Origin of the sequence: Achromobacter sp. (genome assembly GCF_032113835.1) — a bacterium.
Lineage (GTDB): Bacteria > Pseudomonadota > Gammaproteobacteria > Burkholderiales > Burkholderiaceae_B > Achromobacter.
Genome location: NZ_DAMCTG010000033.1, coordinates 1 through 18,609, shown reverse-complemented (window position 1 = coordinate 18,609; position 18,609 = coordinate 1). Strand labels below are relative to the sequence as shown.

Annotated in this window: 19 protein-coding genes and 1 other RNA gene; 14 read left to right on the top strand and 6 right to left on the bottom strand. The window is 64.1% G+C overall.

The window, feature by feature from the left end:
* Positions 1-13 precede the first annotated feature (13 nt).
* The 6 genes from RT697_RS13625 (at position 14) to RT697_RS13600 (ending at position 6,069) form a co-directional block, all read left to right on the top strand.
* Positions 14-586 (top strand): RNA pyrophosphohydrolase, encoded by a 573-nt coding sequence (locus RT697_RS13625; RefSeq protein WP_056327909.1) that lies wholly within the window; start codon positions 14-16, stop codon positions 584-586.
* Positions 567-1,253 carry a response regulator gene (locus RT697_RS13620; protein WP_056327910.1) on the top strand — a complete coding sequence of 229 codons (687 nt, stop codon included), beginning with the start codon at positions 567-569 and terminating at the stop codon, positions 1,251-1,253. The genes RT697_RS13625 and RT697_RS13620 overlap by 20 nt, the downstream gene beginning before the upstream one ends.
* Positions 1,254-2,786 carry a sensor histidine kinase gene (locus RT697_RS13615; protein ID WP_313699529.1) on the top strand — a complete coding sequence of 511 codons (1,533 nt, stop codon included), beginning with the start codon at positions 1,254-1,256 and terminating at the stop codon, positions 2,784-2,786.
* A gap of 287 nt (positions 2,787-3,073) precedes the next feature.
* A complete protein-coding gene (locus tag RT697_RS13610) occupies positions 3,074-3,502 on the top strand; it encodes a tripartite tricarboxylate transporter TctB family protein (RefSeq protein WP_313699568.1) in 429 nt (142 codons plus the stop codon).
* A gap of 6 nt (positions 3,503-3,508) precedes the next feature.
* On the top strand, positions 3,509-5,032 hold the full coding sequence (locus RT697_RS13605) for a tripartite tricarboxylate transporter permease (RefSeq protein WP_105237340.1): 1,524 nt from the start codon (positions 3,509-3,511) through the stop codon (positions 5,030-5,032).
* A gap of 107 nt (positions 5,033-5,139) precedes the next feature.
* Positions 5,140-6,069, top strand: coding sequence for a glyoxylate/hydroxypyruvate reductase A (locus RT697_RS13600; protein WP_313699525.1), 930 nt, complete (start codon positions 5,140-5,142; stop codon positions 6,067-6,069).
* Here the strand turns inward: RT697_RS13600 and RT697_RS13595 are convergent.
* Positions 6,063-6,998 carry a LysR family transcriptional regulator gene (locus RT697_RS13595; protein WP_313699524.1) on the bottom strand — a complete coding sequence of 312 codons (936 nt, stop codon included), beginning with the start codon at positions 6,996-6,998 and terminating at the stop codon, positions 6,063-6,065. The two genes, RT697_RS13600 and RT697_RS13595, sit on opposite strands and share 7 nt — an antisense overlap.
* 196 nt (positions 6,999-7,194) lie before the next feature.
* Between RT697_RS13595 and RT697_RS13590 the strand changes: the two genes are divergently transcribed.
* Positions 7,195-7,824 (top strand): NAD(P)H-dependent oxidoreductase, encoded by a 630-nt coding sequence (locus RT697_RS13590; protein WP_313699523.1) that lies wholly within the window; start codon positions 7,195-7,197, stop codon positions 7,822-7,824.
* Between the two features lie 73 nt (positions 7,825-7,897).
* On the opposite strand, the gene RT697_RS13585 is transcribed toward RT697_RS13590, so the two are convergent.
* The 4 genes from RT697_RS13585 to RT697_RS13570 all read right to left on the bottom strand — a co-directional run bounded on the left by RT697_RS13585 (position 7,898) and on the right by RT697_RS13570 (position 12,635).
* Entirely contained in the window at positions 7,898-8,803 is a 906-nt protein-coding gene (locus RT697_RS13585; RefSeq protein ID WP_056564192.1) for an NAD(P)-dependent oxidoreductase, read from the bottom strand.
* 57 nt (positions 8,804-8,860) lie between these two features.
* Positions 8,861-10,465 (bottom strand): gamma-glutamyltransferase family protein, encoded by a 1,605-nt coding sequence (locus RT697_RS13580; RefSeq protein ID WP_313699522.1) that lies wholly within the window; start codon positions 10,463-10,465, stop codon positions 8,861-8,863.
* Between the two features lie 186 nt (positions 10,466-10,651).
* Entirely contained in the window at positions 10,652-12,157 is a 1,506-nt protein-coding gene (locus RT697_RS13575) for a tripartite tricarboxylate transporter permease (RefSeq protein WP_313699520.1), read from the bottom strand.
* A gap of 13 nt (positions 12,158-12,170) precedes the next feature.
* The gene (locus RT697_RS13570) at positions 12,171-12,635 is read right to left on the bottom strand and encodes a tripartite tricarboxylate transporter TctB family protein (protein ID WP_175125334.1); all 465 of its coding nucleotides are present in this window, start codon (positions 12,633-12,635) and stop codon (positions 12,171-12,173) included.
* 480 nt (positions 12,636-13,115) lie between these two features.
* Here RT697_RS13570 and RT697_RS13565 point away from each other — a divergent pair, with 480 nt between their 5' ends.
* The 4 genes from RT697_RS13565 (at position 13,116) to RT697_RS13550 (ending at position 14,940) form a co-directional block, all read left to right on the top strand.
* Positions 13,116-13,562, top strand: coding sequence for a hypothetical protein (locus RT697_RS13565; protein WP_313699519.1), 447 nt, complete (start codon positions 13,116-13,118; stop codon positions 13,560-13,562).
* 1 nt (position 13,563) lies between these two features.
* Positions 13,564-13,875, top strand: coding sequence for a cell division protein ZapA (locus RT697_RS13560; RefSeq protein ID WP_175186397.1), 312 nt, complete (start codon positions 13,564-13,566; stop codon positions 13,873-13,875).
* A 31-nt stretch (positions 13,876-13,906) separates the two neighbouring features.
* Positions 13,907-14,092: non-coding RNA, 6S RNA (gene ssrS, locus RT697_RS13555), on the top strand.
* An 83-nt stretch (positions 14,093-14,175) separates the two neighbouring features.
* Positions 14,176-14,940 (top strand): SIMPL domain-containing protein, encoded by a 765-nt coding sequence (locus RT697_RS13550; RefSeq protein ID WP_313699518.1) that lies wholly within the window; start codon positions 14,176-14,178, stop codon positions 14,938-14,940.
* Here RT697_RS13550 and lgt read toward each other — a convergent pair.
* On the bottom strand, positions 14,915-15,703 hold the full coding sequence (gene lgt / locus RT697_RS13545; RefSeq protein ID WP_092579583.1) for a prolipoprotein diacylglyceryl transferase: 789 nt from the start codon (positions 15,701-15,703) through the stop codon (positions 14,915-14,917). The genes RT697_RS13550 and lgt overlap by 26 nt on opposite strands.
* Positions 15,704-15,832: 129 nt before the next feature.
* Here lgt and ilvD point away from each other — a divergent pair, with 129 nt between their 5' ends.
* The 3 genes from ilvD (at position 15,833) to msrA (ending at position 18,467) form a co-directional block, all read left to right on the top strand.
* Positions 15,833-17,518 (top strand): dihydroxy-acid dehydratase, encoded by a 1,686-nt coding sequence (gene ilvD, locus RT697_RS13540; protein WP_313699516.1) that lies wholly within the window; start codon positions 15,833-15,835, stop codon positions 17,516-17,518.
* Entirely contained in the window at positions 17,502-17,837 is a 336-nt protein-coding gene (locus tag RT697_RS13535) for a c-type cytochrome (protein WP_175125326.1), read from the top strand. Before ilvD ends, RT697_RS13535 begins: the two co-directional genes overlap by 17 nt.
* A 75-nt stretch (positions 17,838-17,912) precedes the next feature.
* Positions 17,913-18,467 (top strand): peptide-methionine (S)-S-oxide reductase MsrA, encoded by a 555-nt coding sequence (gene msrA / locus RT697_RS13530; protein ID WP_313699514.1) that lies wholly within the window; start codon positions 17,913-17,915, stop codon positions 18,465-18,467.
* Positions 18,468-18,609: the final 142 nt, after the last annotated feature.

Below are 18,609 nucleotides of genomic sequence, written 5' to 3'. Positions count from 1 at the left end.
GTGGGGGTGGCCCATGCTTGACCGCGAAGGCTACCGCCCCAATGTCGGCATCATTCTCGTCAACACTAGAAACGAGGTCTTTTGGGGCAAGCGTATCAGGGAACATGCGTGGCAGTTCCCCCAGGGCGGCATCAAGTATGGCGAAAGCCCGGTGCAGGCCATGTATCGCGAACTCCATGAAGAGGTGGGCCTGAAGCCCGAGCATGTCCGTATTTTGGGGCGTACACGCGATTGGTTACGTTATAACGTGCCCGATCACTTTGTCCGGCGTGAGTGGCGTGGCCACTATAAAGGACAAAAACAGATTTGGTTCTTGTTGCGCCTGGTGGGACGTGACAGTGATGTTTGCTTGCGCGCGACGCAGCATCCGGAATTCGACGCCTGGCGCTGGAGCCAGTACTGGGTTCCGCTGGATGCCGTCATCGAGTTCAAGCGAGACGTCTATACCCAGGCGTTGAACGAGTTGTCGGCTATCCTCTTTCGGCGCCATCACGAAACCCGCTACCTGCGCCAACGGGTGCATGGTCAGCGGGCTGCAGAGAATTTGCCCGAAGGAACGGACGGTCATGCGCATATTGTTGGTTGAAGACGAACGGGACATGGCGTCCTGGCTGATGCGCGCGCTCGCCCAGAGCGGGTTCGTGCCCGATCACGCGGCAGACGCGCGCACGGCCGAAGCCTTCATGGCGGGCACCGAATACGATGCCATCGTCATGGACCTGCGCCTGCCCGACAAGCATGGTCTCGTCGTCCTCCGGGAAATGCGCAACCGCGACGACCGCACGCCGGTCCTGCTCCTGACTGCGCAGGGCGCGCTGCAAGACCGCGTGCGTGGCCTGAATCTGGGCGCCGACGACTTCCTCACCAAACCCTTCGCCCTCGAAGAACTCGAAGCCCGTCTCACGGCGCTCGTGCGCCGCAGCCGCGGCCGCCAGCATCCGCGCCTGCAATGCGGCTCCCTGTCCTACGACAGCGAAAGCCGTGCCTTCACGCTGGACGGATCGCTGCTGTTCCTGACCCCGCGTGAACACGCCGCCCTGGCGGCGCTGCTGACGCGCAGCGGTTACCCGGTGGACAAGTCGCAGTTGTTCGGCAAGGTCTTCACGCACGACAGCGAAGCCAACCCCGACGCCATCGAGGTCGTGCTGCACCGCCTGCGCAAGAAGCTGGCCGGCAGCGACGTGCGCATCGTGACCGTGCGCGGGCTGGGCTACATGCTGGAAAGCGTCGCCAGCGAGTCAGCGGAACCCTAAGTGAGCCTGCGGATACCCGGACTGCCGCGCGTCGGCATCCGCGCGCTTCTTATCATCCTGCTGCTGCCCGGCGTGGTGGTGCTGCTCGTCATCGACAGCCTGAACGACTACCGCACCCTGGCCGAAATCACCAACGAAGCCTACGACAGCGCGCTAGTTGAACCGGCGCGCGTGCTGGAAAGCAGCCTGGAATTCACGCCCGACGGCAACCTGCAAGTGGCCACGCCGCTATACGCGCAGGTCATGCTCGAATCGCGGGCGGGCCTGCGCAAGTATTTCCGCATCGAGGAAATCGATCCGCCCCTGCCCGACGGCGCGCCCGTGCCGCCCACGCAGGGCAAGACGCTGCTCGGCATGCCCGAGATGCCGCGTCCGCCGTCCTGGCCGCGGTCCAACGGCCAGCCCATCTTCTACGACAGCGTGTACCGCAACGATCCCGTGCGGGTCGTGTCCGTTGTGCGCGATCTCTATTACCAGGGCCAGCATCGCCAGGTGCTGGTGGTCGTGGCCGAAAGCACCGGCAAGCGCATCGAGGCCGAGAACAATGCGCGGCGGCAGGAGATCCTGCGCGATTCACGGATGTTGGCGCTGGTCGTGCTGCTGGTCTGGTGGGGCGTGTCGTGGGCCTTGAAGCCGCTGCGCCGGCTGCAGGCCGACATCCGCGGACGCCGCCCGGACGACCTGACGCCGCTGGACGCCTCGCGCGTGCCCAGCGAAGTCGCGCCGCTCGTCGAAGCCGTCAATCACCACATCGCCCGCTACCGGCGGGTACTGGACGAGCAATCCAACTTTCTGGCCGACGCCTCGCATCAATTGCGCACGCCGCTCGCCATCATGCTGACGCAGGCGCAATACACGCTGCGCGAACGCGATCCCGCGCGTGTGCGCGAAGGGCTGCGCGCCATCGTCGACCAGCTTGGCCGCACGCGCCGGCTGACGGAACAGCTCCTGTCGCTGGCGCACGCCCACCAGGCCGGCCAGACCCCGCGCCAATTGCTCGACATGAACGCCGTGTCGCGCGAAGTCGTGCTGCAGTACCTGCCGCTGGCGCACGAAAAACAGCAGGATCTGGGCTGGCTGCAGGCCGACGCAGAAGACGGCCAGGACACGCCGGTGCCGGTGACCGGCAACGAGGCCGAGCTGCACGAGGCCTTGTCCAATCTCGTGCACAACGCCATCCATTACGCGCCGGTCGGCGCGCAGATCACGGTTTCCGTGTGCCGCACCGACAACCGGGTCGAGGTCGCCGTATCCGACAACGGACCCGGCCTGGATCCCGTCATGCGCACGCGCGCCTTCACGCGTTTCGAGCGCGTGGGCACGGACAAGCCCGTGACGTCCTCCGGTTCCGGCCTGGGCCTGGGCATCGCGCGCGCCTATGCCCGGCGTAATGAAGGCGACATCGAACTGCGCGATGGCGAGCCCAACGAGCAGGGCGGCGTCGGCCTCGCGTCGGTGCTGTGGCTGCCGCTGGCGCCCACTGTGTCGCAGTATCCGCGGCCCGCCGAGGTCCAGCTCAAGGGCGATCAATAACTGCCCTTCCTCAACGCCCGATCCTTCAACGCCCGCTTCTCCACTTTCCGACTTTCTCGCGCTCGCCGCGTCTGCCGATCAGGGATAACCCCCGGATTCAGGAATGCGACAGCGCACAGAAAGCGGATTAGCAGCTTCCTTCCGTAATCTGCGATCCGGCCTGTCGTCAGGGGCCGGGCGCTGCCCGCTTCGTGCAGCGCATGAAAGGCCGGCGTGGCCCGGTACAAGGAAGGAGGACGGAAGTGAAAAAGACAATCAACAGAAAGGACTATTACGGCGGCGCGCTGATGGTCCTGATCGGCCTGGGCGCTGTCTATGGCGGCACGGACTATCACATCGGCTCGCTCAGCCACATGGGCCCGGGCTTCTTTCCCGCGGCGCTCGGCGGCCTGCTGGCGCTGACCGGCTTGCTGATCGCGATGTCGGCGCGCTCGGCCGAACCCGCGGCGCCCGCGCCCGCTGAAGGCCACCCCACCGGCATGCCCGATATCCGGGGCAGCGTCTGCATCCTGCTCGGCATCCTGGCCTTCCTGCTGCTGGGCCATTACGGCGGCCTGCTGCCCGCCACGTTCGCCATCGTCTTCATTTCGGCGCTGGGCGACCGCAAGAACACGATCAAACAGGCCATCCTGCTGTCGATCGCCATGTCCGCGATCGCGGTCGTCGTTTTCTGGTGGGCGCTGCAACTGCAGCTTCCGCTGTTCCGCTGGGGTTGATGCGCCATGATTTCTCAAGCTTTGGTAGACCTTTGGTACGGCTTCGGCGTCGCGTTCCAATGGCACAACCTGATGTGGTCGTTCTTCGGCGTGCTGGTGGGCAACCTCATCGGCGTGCTGCCCGGCATGGGCGCGCTGTCCGCGATTTCCATCCTCCTGCCGCTGACCTATGTCATGCAGCCCGTGCCCGCCATCCTGATGCTGGCCGGCATTTTCTACGGCTCGCAGTACGGCGGCGCCATCGGCGCCATCCTGCTCAACCTGCCTTCGCATCCGCCGCACGCGGTCACGTGCCTTGATGGTTATCCACTGACCAAGCAGGGCAAGGGCGGGACAGCGCTCGGCATCACGATGATCTGCTCGTTCTTCGCGGCGTCGGTCGGCATCATCGTCATGATCTTTGCCTCGCCGCTGCTGGTGGAGATCGCGTTCAAGTTCGGCCCGACCGAGATCTTCTCGATCATGCTGCTGGGCCTCCTGGCAGGCGCCACCATGTCGCGCGGATCGCCGCTCAAGGGCGTGGCGATGACGCTGTTCGGCCTGATGTGCGGCGTGGTCGGCACCGACGTGAACACCGGCACCATCCGGTTTTCGTTCGGCCTGCTCGACCTGTCGGACGGCCTGGAACTGGTCGCGATTTCGATGGGTCTGTTCGGCGTGGCCGACTTCCTGATGAGCGTGAACCGCATGACCATCATCGGCAGCGGCGCCAAGCTGCGCCTGCGCGACATGCGGCCCAGCAAGCAGGAATTGAAGACGGCCTTCTGGCCCATGGTGCGCGGCACGGCCGTGGGCACGCTGTTCGGCGCCATGCCCGGCACCGGTCCGACCATCACCACGTTCGTCGCCTACGCGCTGGAACGCAAGGTCTCCAAGACGCCCGAAAAGTTCGGCACCGGCATGATCGCCGGCGTGGCATCGCCGGAAGCGTCGTCGCACTCGAAGACGCAGGTCGACTTCATTCCGACGATGAGCCTGGGCATTCCCGGCGACGCCGTGATGGCGCTGATCCTGGGCGCGCTGCTGATCCAGGGCATTCAGCCCGGACCGCAGCTCATCACCGAGCATCCGGACATCTTCTGGGGCTTGATCGCCAGCTTCTGGGTGGGCAACGTGCTGCTCATGGTGCTGAACGTGCCGCTCATCGGCGTGTGGGTCAAGCTGCTCCAGGTGCCGTACCGCTACCTCTTCCCGTCGGCGCTGTTCTTCATCGCAGTGGGCGTGTACAGCACGCAGAACAGTCTCTTCCAGATCTGGGAAGTGCTGGCCTTCGGCGTGATCGGCGCGGTGCTGATGACGTTGGAATTCTCGGTGGCGCCCATTCTGCTGGGCTTCGTGCTCGGCCCCATGGTCGAAGAGAACTTCCGCCGCGCACTGCTGCTGTCGCGCGGTGACCTGGCGGTGTTCGTCGAGCGTCCGATCAGCGCCTGGTTCATCGGCGCAAGCGCCTTGCTGATCGCGCTGCAGGTCTGGGCGTTCGTGCGCCGCAACAAGGGCAAGAACAAACCCCAGGTGCCGCAGACGGCCTGATCCCTCACCTTGCATCTGCTACACGCGGCCCGGCCTTTGCCGGGCCGTTTGATTTGTGCGGCGGCATCCCTCATGCTTGGGGTTTTCATCGCCCTCGCACTGCCACCATGCACATTCTCTTTGCTTGTCCCCATCACGATCCTGACGCCTGGGTGCCTCGCCTCGAGGCCGCCATGCCCGGTTGCCGTGTTTCGGTATGGAATCCCGACGGCCCGCCCTCCGGCGCGGAGGTCGCGCTGGTCTGGCGTCCGCCGGCCCAGCTCTTCCAGCACGAAACCGGCTTGCAGACGCTCTTCAATCTGGGCGCGGGCGTCGATGCCTTGCTCAAGATGCCTGAGATCCCGGCCGACGTTCGCATCGTGCGCCTCGAAGACGCCGGCATGTCGGTGCAGATGGCCGAATACGCGCTGTATGCGCTGCTGCGCGTCTCGCGCGATTTCGAAGCCTTCGACCAGGCGCAGGCGCGCCAGCATTGGGACACGCGCGAAGGCACCCGGCAGGCCGATTGGCCCGTGGGCGTTCTTGGGCTGGGGCAGGTCGGTGCGCGCGTTGCGCAGACGCTGGCCGAATTCGGCTATCCCGTTGCCGGCTGGTCGCGCTCGCCGCGTGAGATCCCGGGCGTTGAATCCTTCGCCGGCGAGGCCTCCTTGCCCGCTTTCCTGGGCCGCACGCGCTTTCTCGTCAACGTGCTGCCACTCACGCCCGACACGCAAGGCATCCTGAACCGCGAAACGCTGTCGCAGTTGCTGCCCGATGCGCATCTGGTCAACGTGGGCCGCGGCGAGCATCTGGTCGAAGACGATCTGGTGCAGATGCTCGAAGAGGGCGAAATCGCGGGCGCCACGCTCGACGTCTTCCGCACTGAACCGCTACCGAAAGACCACCCGTTCTGGCACGACCCGCGCGTCCACGTCACGCCGCATATCGCCGCGCGCACGCTGCGCGACGAAAGCATCGAACAGATCGCGGGCAAGGTCGCGCAACTGATGCGCGGCGAATCCATCACGGGCGTGGTAGAGCGCTCGCGCGGCTACTGAGGCGCGGGCGCCACGGCTTTCTCCAGCCGCTGGTACATCGACGGCAGACGCTGCGACAGAAAGTCCAGCAGCGTCCGAACGGCGGGCATCATGCCCCGCCGTGACGGATAGATGCAGTGCACGATGCCCTCGGGCGATTGCCATTGCGGCAGCACCGGCACCAGCTGCCCGCGGCGCAGTTCCTCCTGCGTGGCGATCGACGGCAGCAACGCGATGCCGCGACCGCGCACGGCCGCTTCCGTCAGCACGATGAAGTCGTTGCACGACAGTTGCGGCTTCAGTTCGATCTGCACCTCTTCGCCCTTGTCATTGCGCAGCGGCCACCGCACTTCGTTCTGCGGATCGCTGAAGCTCAGTGTCACGTGCGACGCCAGGTCCTGCGGCGTATCCGGCGCGCCATGGCGCTGCAGGTATCCCGGGCTGGCCACCAGTGTGCCGCGCGCGGTGCCAAGGTGCCGCACGACCAGCTCCGCGTCCGTATCGAGCTTCGTGCGCACCCGCAGCGCCAGGTCCACGCCCTCGCGGATCAGGTCGACCCGCCGGTTGGTCACCAGCAATTGCACTGATATCGCGGGCCACGCATCCAGGAACTCCGGCAGCAGCGGGGCCAGCACGTCCTGCGCGATCGACACCGGGCAGCTCACGATCACCGGGCCGGTCGGCTCCGCCTGCAGCTGCCGCATCGCATCGTCCGCCGCACGCGCCGACGCGGCCATTTCCCGGCAGTAATGCAGATAGCGCTCGCCGGCGGAAGTCAGCCGCAGCCGGCGCGTCGTGCGCTGTAAAAGGCGCACGCCCAGGCTTTCTTCCAGATGGGAGATTCGGCGGGATAGACGGGATTTTGGAATGTCCAGCGCGCGCGCCGCAGCGCTGAAGCCTCCTTGCTCGACGACTTGCGAAAAGTAGTAGAGGTCATTGAGATCTTGCATGATTGTTCTATGTTTGGAACGAACAGTTCATCATACCCGTATTTATGTATTCAATCGGTCCCACTACAGTGTCGCCATGCACAACGGATCTGCCAACGCCGCCCAAGCGGCAAGGCCCCGCCCGATCATCCTGACGGGTGCGGCGCTGACAGATCCAGACCGTCCGCCGCGGGCGGGCCCACTGGAGATATCTGCAATGAAAACCCTCGTCATCCTTTCCTCGATTCTCGGCGAACGTTCCAACAGCAAGCAATTGGCCGATCACCTGATCGCCCGCATCAAGGCGTCGAACCCGGCCTCGGCCATCAAGGTCCGCGACATTGGCGCGCAACCGATTCCTTATTTCGACGGCAACACCGCTGGCGCCCTGTTCACGCCCGCTGAATCGCGCACGGTCGAGCAACAGCGTCTGGTCGAACTGAGCGACTCGCTGGTCGCCGAACTGATGGAAGCCGACCGCATCGTCTTCGCCGTGCCCGTGTACAACTTCAACCTGCCGGCGCAGTTCAAGTCCTACCTGGATCACCTGGCGCGCGCCGGCGTCACGTTCCGTTATACGTCGGAAGGCGTGCCCGAGGGGCTCGTCAAGGGTAAACAGGTGGTCGTGCTGACGGCACGTGGCGGCAAGGCGGAAGGCACGCCGTCCGACACGATGACGCCGTACCTGCGCCAGATGCTGGCATTCCTGGGCATGACCGAAGTCACGTTCATCGCCGCGGAAGGCATGGCCATGGGCGAAGTGGCCGCGCTGGAAGGACTGGCCCTGGCCAAGCAACGCATCGACGCGCTGCTGCCGGCTGCGAGCGAAGCCTCGCTCGCCGCCTGACCCGGCGCTGCCGCATCAAGCAAAAAGGCGAGCCGGAAAGGCTCGCCTTTTTCATTGGGCCAGGACGGCTGGCTTAGTCGCGCAGGCGCTTGATGAGGCTGGACGTGTCCCAGCGTCCGCCGCCCAGTTTCTGGACGTCGCCGTAGAACTGGTCCACCAGCGCGGTCAGCGGCAGGCGCGCGCCGTTGTTGCGCGCCTCGGCCAGCACCAGGCCCAGATCCTTGCGCATCCAGTCCACCGCGAAACCGAAGTCGAACTTGTCGTCGACCATGGTGCCGCCGCGGTTCTCCATCTGCCAGCTCTGCGCCGCGCCCTTGCTGATCACGTCCAGGACCTGCTTCATGTCCAGATCGGCTGCTTGGCCGAACGCGATGGCTTCGGACAGGCCCTGCACGATGCCGGCGATGCAAATCTGGTTGACCATCTTGGCAAGCTGGCCGGCGCCCGGGGGGCCAACCAGCGTGACCGCGCGGCCAAAACACTGGGCCACGGGCTTGATGGCGTCGAACACCGGCTGCTCGCCGCCGCACATGACAGTCAGCGCGCCGTTGACGGCGCCAGCCTGACCGCCCGACACGGGGGCATCGACGAAGTTCAGGCCCAGCTCCTTGGCTTTCGCGTGCAGTTCGCGCGCCACATCGGCGGAAGCCGTGGTGTGGTCGACGAAGACGGCGCCCGGCGCCATGCCGGCGAACGCGCCATCAGGACCCAGCACGACGCTGCGCAGATCGTCGTCGTTGCCCACGCAGGCAAAGACGATCTGCGCGCCGGCAACGGCTTCCCGCGGGGTGGCCGCGCTATGGCCGCCAAATTCGGCGACCCAGGCCTGCGCCTTGGCGGGGGTCCGGTTGTAGACGGTGACGTCATGCCCGGCGCGGGCCAGGTGACCGGCCATGGGCAAGCCCATCACGCCCAATCCGAGGAAAGCGACTTTCTGGGCTACGGCTGCGTCGTAGCTCTTGGTACCGATCGTTGCCATGCAATGGACTCCGCTGAATAAGGGTAGGTCTGTTTCAGGACACTAACCTTAACGCAATCAAAAGCCGGCGGCGAGTCCATCTCGGCGGCTGTCGCTGGCGCTGACGTAACCGTCCACGGCCGGATCGCCCAGCCGCCAGATGAATTGCCCTGATCCAAAGTCCATGTAGGGATCGTCCATGCCCTGCAGCACATGGCCGCGCTCGCGCAGTCCTTGCGCAACGGCAGGGGACACCGTCGGCTCCAGGTCCACCTCCAGGCTCCGGTTCCACTTCCAGCGCGGCGCATCGCAGGCGGCCTGCGGCTGCTGGCGGTAGTCCAGCATGCGCACCAGCGCCTGCATCTGGCCCTGCGGCTGCATATTGCCGCCCATGACGCCAAAGCTCATCACCGGTGCGCCATCACGCATCAGGAAACCCGGAATGATCGTATGGAACGGTCGCTTGCCGCCCGCGACCACGTTGGCGTGTTCGGGATCGGCGCTGAAGCAATGGCCGCGGTTCTGCAGGCTGACGCCCGTGCCCGGCACCACGACGCCGGATCCAAAACCCATGTAGTTCGATTGGATGAAGCTGACCATCATCCCGTTGCGGTCGGCGGCGGTCAGGTAGACCGTGCCGCCTTGCGGCGCATGGCCGGTCGCGAAGGTCTGCGCCTTACGCGGATTGATCAGACGGGCACGCTCGGCCAGGTAGTCGGCCCGCAGCATCTGTTCCGGCGCGACCCGCATGTGGCGCGCATCGGCCACGTGCGCGTAGACATCGGCAAACGCCAGCTTCATCGCTTCGATCAGCAGGTGCTGTGTCTCGGGATGATCGATTGGACGCGCCGCCAGGTCGAAGTTCTGCAGAATGCCCAGCGCGATCAGCGCCGCGATGCCCTGGCCGTTGGGCGGAATCTGATGCAGCGTATGGCCGCGGTACGCCTGGCTGATCGGGATCACCCACTCGGGGGCGTAGTCGCTCAGATCCTTCAGCGTCAGGGCCGCGTCGTGCGCCTGCGCGTGGGCCACCAGCTTGTGTGCGGTCTCGCCTTCGTAGAAGTCGCGGCCGCTTGTCGCGGCAATGCGCTTGAGTGTTGCGGCCGCGCCTTGCAGGACGAAGTGTTCGCCGACGTGCGGAGCACGTCCGCGCGGCAGGAAGTGATCGGCAAAGCCGGGCTGCGGCTGCAGCACGTCCGCCTGCGCGGTCCACTTCTGATGCACCATCGGCGTGATCGCGAAGCCGCGTTCGGCGTATTCGATGGCGGGCGCCAGGATGTCGGCGAAAGACAGGCGGCCCAGCTTTTCGTGCAGGGCGCTCCAACCCGCCACGCAGCCCGGGACGGTCACGCTGTCCCACCCCCGCGCCGGCACCGCGCCCTGATGCTTGCGCCGGAAGTAGTCCACGTTCCAGGCGGCAGGCGCCGGTCCGGAAGCGTTAAGCCCGTGAAGTTTGGCGCCGTCCCAGATGATGGCAAAGCAATCCGAACCCAGGCCGTTGCTGACGGGTTCGACCAGCGCCAGCGTTGCCGCCGAGGCAATTGCCGCGTCCACGGCATTGCCGCCTTGCGCCAGGATGCGCAATCCCGCCTGGGCGGCCAGCGGTTGGGAGGTGGCGACGACGTTGCGGGCAAAGACGGGCGTGCGGGTGCTCGTATACGGATTCTTCCAGTCGAAATTCATGTCGAATCATCGCGTGGGGTAAACCCGTAGCTTAACGTAGATGAAATCGGCTTTGTACGATTTGTTGCTGTAGGTAATTTTCAGTAGTCTTCAGCCGGATGCCCGATGCGCACCCAAAGAAAAACCCCCGGGACAAGTCCGGGGGTTTTTGGCTGGCAGGCGCCGCACAGGCGGCGCGATGCACCTTTACTCTTCTTCGACGAAGGTCTCTTCGCGCTTCTTGCGGATGGCCGGCAGGGCCACCAGGATCACCAGGAACACGGCGACGGCCAGCAGGGTCGCCGACAGCGGACGCGTCACGAAAGTGGTGAAGTCGCCACGGGACAGCAGCAGGGCACGGCGGAAGTTTTCTTCCATCATGGGGCCCAGGACCAGACCCAGCAGCAGCGGAGCGCCTTCGCACTTCAGCTTCGACCACACATACCCAATGACGCCGAACATGGCCGTGGTGAAGATGTCGAACGGGTTGTAGTTAAGTGAGTACACACCGATCGTGCAGAACACCAGAATCGCCGGGAACAGGATGCGGTAGGGCACCTTGAGCAGCTTGACCCACAGGCCGATCAGCGGCAGGTTCAGCACCACGAGCATCAGGTTGCCGATCCACATCGAGGCGATCAGGCCCCAGAACAGCTCCGGGTGGCTCGTCATGACTTGCGGGCCGGGCTGGATGTTGTGGATCGTCATGGCGCCCACCATCAGCGCCATCACGGCGTTGCCGGGGATACCAAGCGTCAGCAGCGGAATGAACGAGGTCTGGGCTGCAGCGTTGTTCGCCGATTCCGGACCGGCCAGGCCGGCCGGGTGGCCCTTGCCGAAGCGTTCCGGATTCTTCGAGATCTTCTTTTCCAGCGTGTAGGAAGCGAACGAGGACAGCACCGCGCCACCGCCCGGCAGGATACCCAGAGCCGAACCCAGCGCCGTGCCACGCAGCACGGCGGGAGCGGCTTCCTTGAATTCCTGCTTGTTCGGGTACAGCGTGCCGATCTTGTCGGTGATGTCGACGCGGTTTTCCTTTTGCTCGAGGTTGGTCATGATTTCGGCAAAGCCGAACACGCCCATGGCCACGATGGCGAAGTCGATGCCGTCCTGCAGTTCCGGCACGCCGAAGTCGAAGCGGGCAACACCCGAGTTGACGTCGGTGCCGACCATGCCGAGCAGCAGGCCCAGGATGATCATCGCGATTGCCTTGGGCAGCGAGCCCGAGGCCAGCACCACGGCGCCGACCAGGCCCAGGCACATCAGCGAGAAGTATTCGGCAGGACCGAACTTAAACGCGACTTCAGCAAGCGGGGGCGCGAAGGCAGCCAGCAGCAGGGTGGCAACGCAACCGGCGAAGAACGAACCCAGCGCGGCAATTGCCAGCGCGGCGCCCGCCCGGCCGTTGCGGGCCATCTGGTGACCGTCCAGCACGGTCACCACCGCTGACGTTTCTCCTGGCAACGCCACAAGAATCGCCGTCGTGGAGCCGCCGTACTGGGCGCCGTAGTAAATACCCGCCAGCATGATCAGGCCGGCCACCGGGGGCAGCACGTACGTGATCGGGAGCAGCATTGCGATGGTCGGAACGGGGCCAATGCCCGGCAGCACGCCAATCAGCGTCCCCAGGATGCAGCCCAGCAGTGCATACAGCAGGTTCTCGGGCGTGAACGCCACCGAGAAACCCATCATCAGGTTGTCAAACAATTCCATGGCCGGTTGCTCCTCAGTTCATGCCCAGAAACGACGGCCACAGCGGGAAAATCAGCCCCAGCCCCTTGATGAATGCCAGGTACGTGAAGACCACCAGGAAGATGCCGTTGGCAACGGCGACCTTGAGGTTGAATTCATGGCTGGCAAGACTGCTGACGACCACCAGCACGAATACCGAGATGTACACGCCGAGCAGCTTCAAGACCAGGCCGTACAGAACGACCGAGCCCACCACCAGGAAGACGATGCGCCAGTCGAACTTGTCGACGTGAGTTTCATGGGCTTTCTTGGACAGCGAGCCAAGCAGCACGATGGCGCCGAGCAATGCAAGAACAATGCCTAGCCAGAAAGGAAAGTACCCTGGGCCCATTCGGGCAGCAGTACCCATTTGGTAGCTGCTGGCCTGCCAGGCGAATCCCAGTCCGAGAGCGATGAACATCACCCCCGACCAGAAATCCTGTCGATTGCGTAGCTGCATGATTGGTTGGCTCCTGTTTACAGCATGTAGATAAAAGAGGTTTGTAGCCGGATGGACGCTCGCCGAAAGGCGAGTGACAGGCACAAAAAAGGCACTTCGGGGTGCCATTAATTATTCTGAAAGCGACGTTGTGGTTTCTTGAAAGGCCGAATGGTAATGGACGCCCGCCACGCTGCAAACCCTGTAAGGTCTGTGAAAGGCTGGGGTTTTCCCTAGAATTGGGGAACTCCCGATCCCCGTTTGTAACGCGGTCGGAAGTTTGAGGGCTTTTTGAAAGCTAAGTGAAAGTTTATAGAAAGATTGGCGAAAGCCGGATCGGCCGGATGCGGCAATTTCGGCGGATGGGGACTTTTCTTGGCAGGCAAGAGCCGGTAACCTTCGCGCGCCAAAACCCAACCGTATTTCCTACTGAATATTGCCGGGTTTCTCACCTTGCGTGAAGAGGCCCGGTCCAACCCAGGATGGTTTACGATAGCGCCCATGCTGCAAGATCTAGACCAACTCGCCGCCCGAATCGGGCAACTGGTGCAACGCACCCGCCAACTCCACGCCGAGCGTGACGCGTTGCGTCTTCGCCTGAACGACTTCGAAGCCGAGCAGCGTGTGCTCAAGCAGCGCGCCGCTGACCGCGAGGCCGAAGTCGTCACGCTGCAAAGCAAGCTTCAAGATAACGATGGCGCCGTCTCGGCCCTTCTCGAAGAAGCCAAGCGATCGGAAGCCGCGCTGCGCGAACAACTGGCGCGCGAGACCACCGAGCGCCAAGCGCTCGAGTCGCGCTTCGCCGCCCGCGAAAGCGAACTGCAGGGTAGCCTGCAATCGCGCGACACAGAACTACAGCGCTTGCGTGTGGCCGCCGCTTCGGCCCGCGAGCGCATCGACGCCGTCCTGGCCCGCTTGCCGGGTGCGCCGTCCGGAGAGCAACACTAATATGGAACGTGTAGACGTATCGATCCTCGGCCGTGAGTATTCACTTGCATGCTCCGTCGAAGAAAAGCCCACGCTGCTGGCCGCCGTGCGCCATGTCGATCAGCTCATGCTGCGCATCCAGGGCACGGGCAAGGTTTCCAGCAACGAACGCATCGCCGTGATGGCCGCATTGCAGATCGCTGGCGAGCTGCTTGCGATGAAAGCGCCGGATGGTCCGCTGGGCGGTTTGGCGGTCGGCGACTTCAAGCGTAGAATTGAGGACATGAACGCAGTACTCGATGACGCCTTGTCGGGTCAGGAAAAACTGCTCTAACGTTCATAAGCTGCATTCAAGATTTTCAAGTTTGTCCCTGCCGTGTTCGTGACTAGGCCATACATTCTCTGAACCTATGTCTTTTTGGCATATTGGTTGCGGGAGTGCAGAGCTGGAGTGATTGTCTCTTGCAGACGAACCCGATGCTCTTCGGAACGCGACCACCTTGAACCTCAGGGTTCGAGATGCCGGCCTTGACGGCACAGGCGGGGCATCTATCCCAGCGGACCTGCCATGGAGCAGGTCCGCGTCGGGTGCCTCTCGGCAATTCCCCTTCGTCCTCCCACATAGGACCAGTCCATGTTCAAACACCCCGTTTTTTCGCTCACCAAGCTTGGTGCGGCGTGCGCAGCCGTGGCCGCGATCGCTGTGGCTCAACCCGTTTTTGCGCAGGCCCAGGCGCCCGCGCCGGCGGCCGCTGCCGAGTCCTCCGCGAACCGTGCGCCGGAGCTGACCTTGCAAGCGATGGCGTCGTCCGAGGTCAAGCAGGACACCGTCCGCATCGCTTTGTCCGCCGAAGTCGACGCGCCGGATCAGCCGACCGCCGGTCAGAAATTGACCGCTGCGCTGGAAGACGCGGTCAAGCGCGCGCGCGACACGAAGGGCGTGGAAGTGCGCACCAGCAACTTCAACGTCTGGCCCAACATGAACAACAAGGGAAAGATCGCCTCGTGGCGCGGCCAGGGCGAGATCGTGCTGGAATCCAAGGACTTCGCGGCTGCCGCGGCCCTGGCTGCCAAGCTTTCCGACAAGACCGCCATTTCGAACATCAGCTTCTCGCTGTCGGACGCCGCACGTGAAGCCGAAGAGCGCAAGCTGCTGAAAGAAGCGGCGCAGGCCTTCAAGGACCGCGCATTGGCCGCGGCCAACGCATTCGGTTTCGACGGCTACCGCCTGTCCAAGCTGGACCTCGGCGGCTCCGGCGCTCCCGCGCCGATGCCGCGCATGATGGGCGCGGCCATGGCGAAAGGCGGTTCGTTCAGCAGCGCCGACGTCAGCGTTCCCCTGGAAGCAGGGAACGTGACGGTCAGCGTCGCCGTCAACGGGACGATCGTTTTGCAGTAAGACTGAACATGATGGCGCCCAGGGCGACCATCGGCAGGGACAGCCACTGTCCCATGCTCAAACCACCCGCGAGCAGACCCAGGAAGTTGTCCGGCTCGCGGGTGAACTCCACCAGGAAACGGAACGTTCCGTAGCCCATCAGGAACAAGCCGCTCACCTGTCCCAGCGGTCGCGGCTTGCTCGAAAACCACCACAGCAGCGCAAACAGCACGATGCCTTCCAGGCCCAGCTCATAGAGCTGCGACGGATGGCGCGGCAGTCCATCGCCGCTGTCGGGAAACACCATCGCCCACGGCACATCGGTGGGACGGCCCCACAGCTCGCCATTGATGAAGTTGCCCAGCCGGCCAAAACCCAGGCCCAGCGGAATCAACGGCGCGATGAAATCGCTGATCGCAAAGAACGGCAGACCCTTCTTGCGCGCAAACAGCAGCATCACCAGGATCACGCCGATCAGGCCGCCGTGGAAAGACATGCCGCCCTGCCACAGGTACAGCACCTCAAGCGGATGCGACAGGTAGTAGCCCGGCTTGTAGAACAGTACATATCCCAGCCGGCCCCCCAGCACCACGCCCAGCACGCTATAGAAGATCAGGTCTTCCAGGTCCCGCACGTTCAGCGACGTGGTGTGCCCGCTCTTGATGCGGTGGCGTCCCAGCAAATACACGAGCGCGAAGCCCGCCAGGTACATCAGCCCATACCAATGGATGGCGAGCGGCCCGATCTGCAGGGCGATGGGGTCGAATTTTGGATATTCCAGCATGTTCTGCCCGACACAATAAAGTTGAATGATAATAACCGGCGAGCACTGAAGATTCGCATGCAAGCGAGCCAGCTTCCCCGGGTGCGTTCGCCATGTCCGCGCCCCGACGGCCGACAGGAGACACTGACCATGCCGCACAACGAACGTTCCCGCCACATCACCGAAGGCGTCGCGCGCGCACCCAATCGCGCCATGTATTACGCGCTCGGCTACAAAGAAGCTGATTTTCAGAACCCCATGATCGGCGTGGCCAACGGCCATTCAACGATCACGCCCTGTAATAGCGGCCTGCAGCGGCTGGCTGACGCGGCCATCGACGCGATCCGCGCGTCGCGCGCCAATCCGCAGGTGTTCGGCACGCCCACTATCTCCGATGGCATGTCCATGGGCACCGAAGGCATGAAGTACTCACTCGTATCGCGCGAGGTCATTGCCGACTGCATCGAAACCGCCGCGCAGGGCCAGTGGATGGACGGCGTCGTCGTCATCGGTGGGTGTGACAAGAACATGCCCGGCGGCATGATCGCCTTGGCGCGCACCAACGTGCCGGGCATCTACGTCTACGGCGGCACCATCAAGCCGGGCCACTACAAGGGCAACGACCTCACCATCGTGTCCGTGTTCGAAGCCGTCGGTGAATACACCATGGGCCGCATGCCCGAAGAGGACTTCAAGCAGATCGAGAAATGCGCGATCCCGGGCTCCGGTTCCTGCGGCGGCATGTACACCGCCAATACGATGAGCTCGGCATTCGAAGCCATGGGCATGAGCCTGCCGTATTCCAGCACGATGGCCAACGAAGACGAGGAAAAGGTCACTTCGGCCGCCGAGTCCGCGCGTGTGCTGGTCGACGCGGTCAAGCGCAACCTGCGCCCGCGCGACATCATCACGCGCGAAGCCATCGAGAACGCGGTGTCCGTCATCATGGCCACGGGCGGCTCCACCAACGCGGTGCTGCATTTCCTGGCCATCGCGCACGCCGCCGAAGTGCCGTGGACCATCGACGACTTCGAACGCATCCGCCGGCGCGTGCCCGTGCTGTGCGACCTGAAGCCGTCCGGCAAGTACGTGGCCACCGACCTTCATCGTGCTGGCGGCATTCCACAGGTCATGAAGCTTCTGCTCAACGCGGGCCTGCTGCATGGCGATTGCATCACCATCACGGGCAAGACCATCGCGGAAACGCTGGCCGACGTGCCTGACGTGCCGCGCGCGGACCAGGACGTCATCATGCCGATTGATCGCGCGCTCTATCCGCAGGGGCACCTTGCCATTCTGAAGGGCAATCTTTCGCCGGAGGGCTGCGTCGCCAAGATCACCGGTCTGAAGAACCCGGTCATCACGGGTCCCGCGCGCGTATTCGACTCCGAAGATGACGCCATGTCGGCCATCATGGCCCAGCAGATCCGCGATGGCGATGTCGTCGTCATCCGCTACGAAGGCCCGAAGGGCGGACCGGGCATGCGTGAGATGTTGGCGCCCACCTCCGCGCTCGTTGGACAAGGCCTGGGCGAAACCGTGGGTCTCATCACCGATGGCCGCTTTTCCGGCGGCACCTGGGGCATGGTGGTGGGGCACGTCGCGCCGGAAGCGTATGTGGGTGGCCCCATCGCGCTGATCCAGGAGGGCGATTCGGTTACCATCGATGCCCACAAGCTGCTGCTGCAGCTCAACATCAGCGACGAAGAGATGGCGGCTCGTCGCCAGGCCTGGGTCCAGCCCAAGCCGCGTTATACACGCGGTGTGCTTGCCAAGTTCGGCAAGCTCGCCAGCACCGCCAGCCGTGGGGCAGTAACCGATGCGTTTGAAGATTAGTCTGTTGTTGGCCGCGGCCGGCGCCCTGGGCGCTGGCGCGGTGCATGCGCAAACCACTGGCCTGGATCTGGCCAAGAGCAAGGCCTGCATGGCCTGTCATCAGGTGGAAGCCAAGCGGGTCGGGCCGCCCTTGAAGAGCGTGGCGGAACGGTACGCGGGGCAGGGCGACGCCATGGTGGATTACCTGGCGGGCAAGATCCGCGGCGGCGGCCGGGGCGCCTGGGGCGCGGTGCCCATGCCCGCCCAGACACACGTCACGCCTGAAGACGCCCGCGCCTTGGCCGAATGGATCTTGTCGCTGGCGCCGGCAAAGCAGTAGCCTTATTCTCATGCCCCGGCACCACGCCGGGGGCGCCGGCCGCGTGCATCGGCCGTCTACAGCAAAGGAATCGTCATGGCAGAACAACCATCACCGGGCAATGAAGTCGCCGTTCTTGGCGGCGGTTGCTTCTGGTGCGTCGAAGCAGTGTTTGCCGATCTGCGCGGGGTAAAGAGCGTCTTGCCGGGCTACAGCGGCGGACACGTCGACAATCCCAGCTACGAGCAGGTCTGCGGCAAGGACACCGGCCACATCGAAGTCGCGCGCATCGAATACGATCCGGCAGAACTTTCGTACAGCGATCTGCTGCGCGTCTTTTTCGCCACCCACGATCCCACCACGCCGGGGCGCCAGGGCAACGATATCGGCCCGCAGTACGAGTCCGCCATCTTCTGGCAGAACGAATCGCAGCGCGAGCAGGCCGAGGCCGTCATTGCCGAGGTCGAGGCGCAGAAGGTCTACGATGCGCCCATCGTGACCAAGCTGCTGGCGCCGGCGCATTTCTGGCAGGCCGAGGACTATCACAGCAATTATTTCGCCCTGCATCCCGAGCAAGGTTATTGCCAGTTTGTGATCGCACCCAAGGTTGCCAAATTCCGCAAGCAATTCCAGGATCGCCTGGCGCGCTGAGCCGCGGGAATCGTTCCGCGCGACTGATGGCCCCGTACGGCGGACTGTGTTCCGCCGATTGAGCGCCCAAAGAAAAACCCCGCCTGTTGAACTGACCCCCGAAAGTTGGACTTTGATCCAACCTTCGGGGGTTTTTGCATGG